Annotated in this window: 11 protein-coding genes; 2 read left to right on the top strand and 9 right to left on the bottom strand. The window is 41.8% G+C overall.

Features of this window, described 5'->3' with window-relative positions:
- Positions 1-27: 27 nt before the first annotated feature.
- The 9 genes from HMPREF2987_RS08985 to HMPREF2987_RS08945 all read right to left on the bottom strand — a co-directional run bounded on the left by HMPREF2987_RS08985 (position 28) and on the right by HMPREF2987_RS08945 (position 6,632).
- Positions 28-222: a DNA-directed RNA polymerase subunit beta gene (locus HMPREF2987_RS08985; RefSeq protein ID WP_075230249.1), complete on the bottom strand. Its 195-nt coding sequence runs from the start codon at positions 220-222 to the stop codon at positions 28-30.
- On the bottom strand, positions 209-1,495 hold the full coding sequence (gene murA, locus HMPREF2987_RS08980; protein WP_075230248.1) for a UDP-N-acetylglucosamine 1-carboxyvinyltransferase: 1,287 nt from the start codon (positions 1,493-1,495) through the stop codon (positions 209-211). The genes HMPREF2987_RS08985 and murA overlap by 14 nt, the downstream gene beginning before the upstream one ends.
- A gap of 25 nt (positions 1,496-1,520) precedes the next feature.
- Positions 1,521-1,751 carry a DUF1146 family protein gene (locus HMPREF2987_RS08975; protein ID WP_083312451.1) on the bottom strand — a complete coding sequence of 77 codons (231 nt, stop codon included), beginning with the start codon at positions 1,749-1,751 and terminating at the stop codon, positions 1,521-1,523.
- Positions 1,752-1,806: 55 nt separating this feature from the next.
- On the bottom strand, positions 1,807-2,844 hold the full coding sequence (locus HMPREF2987_RS08970; protein WP_075230246.1) for a SepM family pheromone-processing serine protease: 1,038 nt from the start codon (positions 2,842-2,844) through the stop codon (positions 1,807-1,809).
- Entirely contained in the window at positions 2,828-3,316 is a 489-nt protein-coding gene (gene coaD, locus HMPREF2987_RS08965; protein WP_075230245.1) for a pantetheine-phosphate adenylyltransferase, read from the bottom strand. The genes HMPREF2987_RS08970 and coaD overlap by 17 nt, the downstream gene beginning before the upstream one ends.
- Entirely contained in the window at positions 3,306-3,845 is a 540-nt protein-coding gene (gene rsmD / locus HMPREF2987_RS08960; protein ID WP_075230244.1) for a 16S rRNA (guanine(966)-N(2))-methyltransferase RsmD, read from the bottom strand. The genes coaD and rsmD overlap by 11 nt, the downstream gene beginning before the upstream one ends.
- A 60-nt stretch (positions 3,846-3,905) precedes the next feature.
- Positions 3,906-4,898 carry an aspartate--ammonia ligase gene (gene asnA / locus HMPREF2987_RS08955; protein ID WP_075230243.1) on the bottom strand — a complete coding sequence of 331 codons (993 nt, stop codon included), beginning with the start codon at positions 4,896-4,898 and terminating at the stop codon, positions 3,906-3,908.
- A gap of 254 nt (positions 4,899-5,152) precedes the next feature.
- On the bottom strand, positions 5,153-5,836 hold the full coding sequence (locus HMPREF2987_RS08950; protein ID WP_075230242.1) for a Bax inhibitor-1/YccA family protein: 684 nt from the start codon (positions 5,834-5,836) through the stop codon (positions 5,153-5,155).
- A 55-nt stretch (positions 5,837-5,891) separates the two neighbouring features.
- A complete protein-coding gene (locus tag HMPREF2987_RS08945; RefSeq protein ID WP_075230241.1) occupies positions 5,892-6,632 on the bottom strand; it encodes a TrmH family RNA methyltransferase in 741 nt (246 codons plus the stop codon).
- A gap of 33 nt (positions 6,633-6,665) precedes the next feature.
- On the opposite strand from HMPREF2987_RS08945, the gene HMPREF2987_RS08940 reads away from it, so the two are divergent.
- The gene (locus HMPREF2987_RS08940) at positions 6,666-6,944 is read left to right on the top strand and encodes an acylphosphatase (protein ID WP_001174500.1); all 279 of its coding nucleotides are present in this window, start codon (positions 6,666-6,668) and stop codon (positions 6,942-6,944) included.
- Between the two features lie 77 nt (positions 6,945-7,021).
- Positions 7,022-7,948: a membrane protein insertase YidC gene (yidC, locus tag HMPREF2987_RS08935; RefSeq protein ID WP_075230240.1), complete on the top strand. Its 927-nt coding sequence runs from the start codon at positions 7,022-7,024 to the stop codon at positions 7,946-7,948.
- Positions 7,949-8,003: the final 55 nt, after the last annotated feature.

The following is an 8,003-nucleotide window of genomic DNA, read 5'->3' as shown; positions in this document are numbered from 1 at the left end:
AACGAATTACCGATTTCTGTCCCACTCTCATTTTCCTGTAAATTTTGTGATGAGTTCTTGCCATTTTGCTGGCGCCAAAATAGCCCAAGGGTCTTCCCCTTTTCCTAGTATGCCATAGCCAATCATCAAACCAATTGCAAGAGCTAAAGCACCTAGAAGGAGAACTAGCATAACCAAGACAAAACGACGCAATACATATTTAGCTTCTTTATTCATCTTCATCAGCTTCCACACTTACCCGTTCAATCTTAGCTCCTAACTGAGCCAACTTTTCATGGAAACGGTAGTATCCTCTATCCAAGTGGACAAGTTTCCCAACAACTGTCTCTCCTTCAGCTACTAGTCCTGTTAAAATCAAGGCCGCACTAGCACGCAAGTCAGTTGATAGAACTTCTGCACCTTGGAGTTGCTGTCCGCCAATAATACGAGCTGTATCACGGATAATTTCTGAGTGCAAGCCCATCCGACGCATCTCTTCTAAATGTTGGAAGCGATTCTCAAACACAGTCTCCACCATGGTTGACTCACCTTGAGCTACCGTCATCAAGGCCGTAAACTGGGCCTGCATATCTGTTGGAAATCCTGGATGTGGTAATGTCTTAACATGAACCGCCTTTAGCTTATCCCGCTGAGAACGTACACGAATCCCTTCATCCTCATCAATGACTTCAACACCCATTTCGAGCAATTTAGCTATCAAGGGACGGTTGTGTTCCCAAATGGCATCTTGAATCAAGACATCTCCACCGGTCATAGCAGCTGCTACCATGAAGGTTCCAGCTTCGATACGGTCTTGCACAACATTGTGAGTCGCACCGTGCAATTTCTCAACACCCGTAATGGTAATAGTTTCTGTACCAGCACCTTTGACTTTGGCACCCATTTTATTTAGTAGAACAGCTAAGTCTACAATCTCGGGTTCACGCGCCGCATTTTCAATGACAGTAACGCCATTAGCAAGAGTTGCAGCCATCATCAAGTTTTGAGTAGCACCTACACTAGGGAAGTCCATGTAAATATGTGCGCCCTTCAAGCGTTCCGCCTTAGCCTCAATATAACCTGCTGTCTGAGTAATTTGAGCTCCCATTGCTTCGAGTCCCTTTAGGTGAAGGTCGATAGGGCGACTACCGATGGTACAGCCACCTGGCATAGAAACCTTTGCGTGTCCTACACGAGCCAAGATTGGCCCCAATACTACAATAGAAGCACGCATCTTGCTGACATACTTGTAGGGAGCTTCTTCTGTGATATCCCCAGTTGCATCAACTTCGACAATATGAGCATCCTGATCAAAATCAACTTGAGCATGCAATCCACGAACCACTTGGTTCATGGTAAATACATCTGATAAGATTGGAACATTTTTTAAAACAGTTTTTCCTTCACTTGCTAAAATAGTTGCCGCTAGCAGAGGCAAAACTGCATTTTTTGCGCCCTCGATGGTGACACTTCCAACCAAGCGATTATCGCCACCTCGAACTACAATTTTTTCCATAAAATATTTTCCTTTACTTACAATTTTAGAATAGAGCTCTAATTGCTTCTTGCCAGAGTTGGTAGAGATTTAGGAAAAAGGAACTAATCAGATATCCTAAACCGATACTACACAATACTACCAAGAGTCGAATCTTCCCCGCATTGTCCTTGGTCACCTTTAAAATCTGATCCCATTTAACCAGGTCTTTCAAAAGTTGAAAGACTAGATAGACAAAGAACATATGACTACTAAGGGTAAAAAATAATTGAATCATCGGCCTATTATACCATCTTCCCTTTTTCTACGCTAGTTTATGGCTCCCCTACTTTTTAGGGATTATTTTTCAAATAGTCAATCGCATCCTGAAGTGTTTTTACTGGAACAATCTTCATGTCTGTTTTAATCATTTCTGCAGCTTCTACAGCCGTATCATAATTACTTTTTGCATGTGGATTGGCCTTTTTAGCTTCTTCAGTTACTGGATTGTTAGGAGCAAAGAAGACTGTTGCTCCTTTTTTAGCTGCGGAGACAACCTTTTTATCAATCCCACCAATATCACCCACATTACCATCTCTGTCAATGCTTCCTGTACCAGCTACGATACGACCATTCCGAAGAGTTGGTTCTGCAATTTGTGTATAAATAGATAGACTAAACATGAGCCCAGCACTCGGCCCACCAATTCCTGCTGTTGAAAAACGAATTGGGATATCACTAGTCACTTCTGTGCGGTCAATCAGGCCAATTCCGATACCATTTTTCCCGTTTTCCAGAGTAATAATTTTCCCTTCGGCAGACTTGATTTCCCCATCTTCTTCATAGGTGACCTTAACCTTATCTCCCAGAGCTTGAGAATTGACATAGTCAACTAAATCCTTAGAACTTTCGAAAGTTTTATCATTAACAGCTGTTACTGTATCAGCGATGTTGAGAATCCCTTTAAAGGTCGAATTGTCGGTAACGGTTAAAACGTAGACCCCAAGATAGTTAAGCTCGATTTCTTTTCCAGCAGCCTTCAGGCCTTGGTATTTAGCCATATTCTGCGAAGTTTCCATGTAGAATTGGTTGATGCGGACAAATTCTGCATCTGATGAACCACCTGTCATTTCCTTAGCACTATGAATATCCGTGAAAGGTGTTAGCCAAGCATAGATCAAATGCGCTAGTCGAGCACGCTGAACACCAACTGTTACAAACTGGTAAGAACCTTCCTCTTGATCAGGCTGATTATTTACCTGTAATACCTTACGAATATCCTCTGAAGTCCCTGGAACCTCAATGTAATAAGGCAGGGGCACTGTAAAAGCAACAAAGGTAATGATAAGTCCCACAATCAGGTATATGGGCCATCTAGTCTTTTTCTTCATCTTCTAATTCCTCCAAGACAGTATTTGGCACATATCCACTGATATCTTGACCAAATTTTAATAGTTCTCTGACAGCTGAAGAGCTAATGTGTATATGCTCTAAACGACTATGGAGATAGATCGTCTCTAGTTCACTTGCTAGCTGGTGATTGTAATAGTCAAAACTGGCTTCATACTGGAGGTCTGTAGCATTGCGTAATCCTCGCACCAAGACCTGAACTCCAAGTTTTCTAGCAACGTCAACTACCAATTCATCGTGAGAAGCCATCACTTCCACATTTTTGAGATGTCCCACTGCTTTTTCAACAGTCTTCTTTCGACTCTCTATCGGTAAAAATCCCATTTTGTGTGGATTATAAAAAATTCCGACATACAATTTATCAAAGAGCTTACTTGCACGCTCGATGAGATCCAAATGTCCATTAGTCATCGGATCAAAGGAACCTGTAAATAGCCCAACCTTATCTGACATAAACCGTCACCTTACTAATTCCATATATTTTTTCCTTCCAGATACCCAAACAGGCAATTTCTTCTGGAAGTTCTACTGATTTATCGGTCTCACAAACCACCATGACATCTTCTGAAAAAAGATTTCTCTCTGCCATTTTTTCAATATCTGACACGATTTGTTCTTTTGCATAGGGAGGATCCAAAAAGATGAGATCAAAGACTCCATCCACCTGCTCCAAAGCACGACTGGATTCCATTTTCAATAATTGAAATTTAGAGGTTTCCTTAGTCATCCGAATATTTTCTGCCACAATACTCTGGGCCCTGCGATCTTTCTCAACCAGTACTGCACTGGACATTCCCCTTGATATAGCCTCGATGGATAGACCGCCACTGCCAGCATAAAGATCTAACACACGTCCACCTTCAAAGTAGGGACCAATCATATTAAAAATAGCGCCCCTAACCTTATCTGATGTCGGTCTAGTTGTTTTCCCGTCTAGCGTCTTTAATGGACGCCCTCCGTAGATTCCTGATACGATTTTCATACCGTATATTATACCAAATTCTTATCAAAAAAAGAAAATCGAACCTTACGGCTCGATTGATTAAAGAATATTTTCGTAAGTATCTCTCACTTCTTGAGGCCAAACACTGGTTTGAACTTCTCCGATATGCTTTTTACGAAGCAAGAACATAGCCATACGAGACTGACCGATCCCTCCACCGATTGTCAATGGGAAGAGTCCATTTAGGAGAGCCTTATGCCATTCTAAAGTTAAACGGTCTTCGTCTCCTGTGATAGCTACCTGACGGCGAAGAGTGTCTTCATCGACACGAATTCCCATTGAAGATAACTCAAAGGCTGCACCAAGATTCTCATTCCAAACTAGAATATCCCCATTCAGACCCTTATAACCATTTTCAGATTCTGTTGTCCAGTCATCGTAGTCCGGTGCACGGCCGTCATGAGGTTTTCCATCTGACAACTCTCCACCGATACCAATCAAGAAGACCGCTCCAAATTCCTTACAAATGGCATTCTCACGTTCTTTTGGAGTCAAATCCGGATAACGTTCGACCAATTCTTCTGTATGGATAAAGGTAATCTGTTTTGGTAAGATAGACTCAATATCGTAGCGTGCTTCGACTGCGAGTTCTGTCAAACGGATGGCCTTATAAATCTTTTCTACTGTTTCTTTAAGATAGGCAAGATTGCGTTGTCCGTTTGGAATAACTTTTTCCCAGTCCCACTGGTCCACATAGACTGAGTGAGTTGCATCTAGCGAATCTTCATCTGGACGAAGAGCTTTCATGTGAACAAAGAGACCTTCTCCCTCACCAAAACCGAATCGAGCCAAGGTATGACGTTTCCACTTAGCAAGTGAATGCACCACTTCATAAGTTGCATCGGGAATTTGGAGAACCTTGACTTCCACGGCATTCTCCACACCTGATAAATTGTCCTGCATCCCATCCCCAACCTTACTCAAGATAGGACCTTGTACCTCAACCACTTCTAACTTATCTTTTAAATACTGGGTAAAGGTGTTTTTTACAAAGGAAATTTCTTCCTGTTGATGGATAAAACTTTTCTTCATACATCTCTCCTTTTGAATAATAAGATGATTATACCCTTTTGCCAGTAAAAATGAAAGTAAAAATTAAAAAAAAGAGGCTGGGACAAAAGTCCTAGCCTCTCAATTGTCTTTGGATTGTCGAGCAAGACGCAGTGGTTGAGTGGTCTCTACTACGCTGATTTCATCAGCTTTTACAGCCCTACTCAACTGTGCGGAGGTGGGACGACGAAATCGAATTCTAACGAATTACCGATTTCTGTCCCACTCTCAAAAAATCAATCGTCACTACCGAAAATACGGAGCAAGCTAAGGAATACGTTGATAAAATCCAAGTAAAGACTGAGCGCCAAAGAAACTGCCCAACCTGTTGCAACCTGACCACCTGACTCCTCATAAACATAGCGAATCTTTTGGTTGTCCCAAGCAATCAAGCCTGCAAAAACGAAAACCATGATAATGCTGATGATATAGTCAAAAAGGCTACTGTTTAAAAAGATATTGACAATCATAGCTAGTATGAGGCCCACTAAAGTTGCCAACAAGGCACGTCCCATACCGCTCAAGTCCTTCTTAATCACAACTCCGATAAGAGCCATCACAAAGAAGAGAGCTGCACTAGAAACAAAGGCTGTTAAAACAGTACCTGGGGTGTAGAGCGAAACAACGAAACTCAGTGTAAAACCGTTTAAAACGGAATAAAGCAAGAAAATTGGCAAGGCTGCTGGACTATTCTTTAAGGCCATACTACTCGCTACATAGACCAGAGCAACTTCTACAAAGCCCGCAACTATTAGCCATACACGAGCACTCATCATAATTTGAACGAGCAAATCCTGGAAAGTTGTCAACATGAGTCCTGAGACAAGGGCTGATAAGCCAATTCCCAAACCTACAAAAGCATAGACTTTTGCATAGAATTGATTCAAACCAGAACGTTCTTGAATAATTGTTTGATTCATATCTTTTTTCTCCTTATGAAATCTTTTTTACTGATTATAACAAAAATAAACTATTTTAACTCAAATAAAACATGAGTATGCCTGCAGCGATAGCGACATTGAGACTTTCCGCCTGGCCCTTCATGCTGATATGCACCAGTTGGTCCGCCTGCTCTGCTATGAATGGACTAATGCCTTGACCTTCATTTCCCATGACCAAGGCGAAATCCTCTTGATAAGCCAGCTCACGATAATCTTTAGAGTTTTGGGACAAGGTAGTTGCTAGAATCGGTAAATCGCTCTTTTTAGCTTGTTCCACAAACCCTTCGACAGACATACGATAAATCGGCAAATGGAAATGGCTGCCTTGCATGGAGCGAAGAGTTTTGAGGCTATAGATGTCTGCCGACTTGCTTGAGACAATGACTCCCGAAAATCCTGCCGCATCTGCTGTTCGAATCATGGTCCCAACATTTCCAGGATCCTGCACATCTTCTAAGAAGAGGTATTTCCCAGAAGTCAAATTTGGCAACTGCTCCTCCTCCTTTCGGACAATGGCAACGATACCCTGAGGCGTTTGCGAATCTGCTAAATCAAGCAAGATTTCTTCAGTAACAAAGACAGTCTGGGAATAGTCCATTAATTTTTCGCCATACTCTGCAAGGGCAAATATTTTCTCAATCTTTGCACCAGCCTGAATAGCTTCTTCAAACAGATGCCAGCCCTCAATCAAGTAAGAGGTTTTCCGATATTTTTTTTGATGTAATTTTTTGGCATTTTTCACCACAGAATTGGCTTTAGAGGTTATAATAGTCATAGAAATATTATAACACAATCAAGGAGGTTTGGTATGCAAAAGGTTAAAATGATCGCCCAAGGTCGCGTCCAGGGAGTGGGCTTCCGCTGGGGTGTCTATAGTCTGGCTCTAGAACTAGGTGGCATTACGGGTCGTGTCTGGAATAACGATGACGGAACCGTTGAGATTCTGGCCCAGGCTGAGTCTTCAGCCATCATGGCCAAGTTTATCCAAGAGATCCGAAAAGGCCCTACACCTTTCTCTAAAGTAACCTACCTAGATGTGCAAATGAGTAACTTCCCATCCTATTCGGATTTCAAAGTCGCAAATTAGGTCCAGAGAACTATTGTATATTTTCCAAAAAAACAGTAGAATAGAAAGGTATAATTTTTAAAGAAGGAATTAAAACAGTGAAATCAATTAAACGAATCGCCCTCTCTATCATGGGAGTGGCTATGCTATTAGTCTTAACAGGCTGTGTTCAGGTTGATAAAACAACAGGACAACCTACAGGATTGATTTGGAATACCATCGGAGCACCAATGGGGGAAGCCATCAAATACTTCGCCAATGATATGGGACTCGGCTTCGGTGTCGGAATTATCATCGTGACTATCATTGTCCGCTTGATTATCTTGCCACTTGGTATCTACCAATCATGGAAGGCAACACTTCACTCTGAAAAGATGAATGCCCTCAAACATGTCCTTGAACCACATCAAACCCGTCTCAAGGAAGCAGAAACACAAGAAGAAAAACTCGAAGCCCAACAAGCTCTCTTTGCCGCTCAAAAAGAGCACGGCATCAGTATGTTTGGCGGTGTAGGATGTTTCCCTATCCTCCTTCAAATGCCTTTCTTCTCAGCTATCTACTTTGCTGCTCAACATACAGAAGGCGTTTCTGAAGCTAGCTTCTTAGGAATTGCACTTGGTTCTCCAAGTTGGCTTCTCGTAGCCTTCGCAGGTGTGCTCTATTATGTCCAATCACTCCTTTCTCTACATGGAGTTGAAGATGAGACTCAAAGAGAACAAATCAAGAAGATGCTCTATATGAGTCCTCTCATGATTGTCATGTTTTCAATCTTCTCGCCAGCCAGTGTAACACTTTATTGGGTTGTCGGTGGTTTCATGATGATTCTCCAACAATTCATCATCAACTACATGGTTCGTCCAAAACTTCGTAAAAAAGTACGTGAAGAATATGCCAAGAATCCACCAAAGGCAAGTAAATCTTCAGTCACTCGTAAAGATGTCACACCTGAACCAGTCTCAGCTATCACAACTTCTAACAAGAAGAAAAACAAAAAACGTAATTCTGGAAAGCAACATTCTAGATAAAAACTAAAAGGCCTAGCATTTCAGCTAAGCCTTTTCTATTGTAGAAAAGAGGTCG

The sequence above is a fragment of the Streptococcus sp. HMSC067H01 genome, assembly GCF_001814775.1.
Lineage (GTDB): Bacteria > Bacillota > Bacilli > Lactobacillales > Streptococcaceae > Streptococcus.
The sequence above is the reverse complement of the archived record's forward strand: the minus strand, read 5'-3'. Positions and strand labels throughout refer to the sequence as shown.

What these genes read in the sequence shown, in the direction of transcription:
- HMPREF2987_RS08970 (WP_075230246.1), bottom strand. Translation starts at nt 2,844, where the DNA reads ATGAAGAAAAAGACTAGATGGCCCATATACCTGATTGTGGGACTTATC.
- HMPREF2987_RS08950 (WP_075230242.1), bottom strand. Translation starts at nt 5,836, where the DNA reads ATGAATCAAACAATTATTCAAGAACGTTCTGGTTTGAATCAATTCTAT.
- rsmD (WP_075230244.1), bottom strand. Translation starts at nt 3,845, where the DNA reads ATGAAAATCGTATCAGGAATCTACGGAGGGCGTCCATTAAAGACGCTA.
- asnA (WP_075230243.1), bottom strand. Translation starts at nt 4,898, where the DNA reads ATGAAGAAAAGTTTTATCCATCAACAGGAAGAAATTTCCTTTGTAAAA.
- HMPREF2987_RS08975 (WP_083312451.1), bottom strand. Translation starts at nt 1,751, where the DNA reads ATGATTCAATTATTTTTTACCCTTAGTAGTCATATGTTCTTTGTCTAT.
- HMPREF2987_RS08985 (WP_075230249.1), bottom strand. Translation starts at nt 222, where the DNA reads ATGAAGATGAATAAAGAAGCTAAATATGTATTGCGTCGTTTTGTCTTG.
- HMPREF2987_RS08940 (WP_001174500.1), top strand. Translation starts at nt 6,666, where the DNA reads ATGCAAAAGGTTAAAATGATCGCCCAAGGTCGCGTCCAGGGAGTGGGC.
- coaD (WP_075230245.1), bottom strand. Translation starts at nt 3,316, where the DNA reads ATGTCAGATAAGGTTGGGCTATTTACAGGTTCCTTTGATCCGATGACT.
- HMPREF2987_RS08945 (WP_075230241.1), bottom strand. Translation starts at nt 6,632, where the DNA reads ATGACTATTATAACCTCTAAAGCCAATTCTGTGGTGAAAAATGCCAAA.
- murA (WP_075230248.1), bottom strand. Translation starts at nt 1,495, where the DNA reads ATGGAAAAAATTGTAGTTCGAGGTGGCGATAATCGCTTGGTTGGAAGT.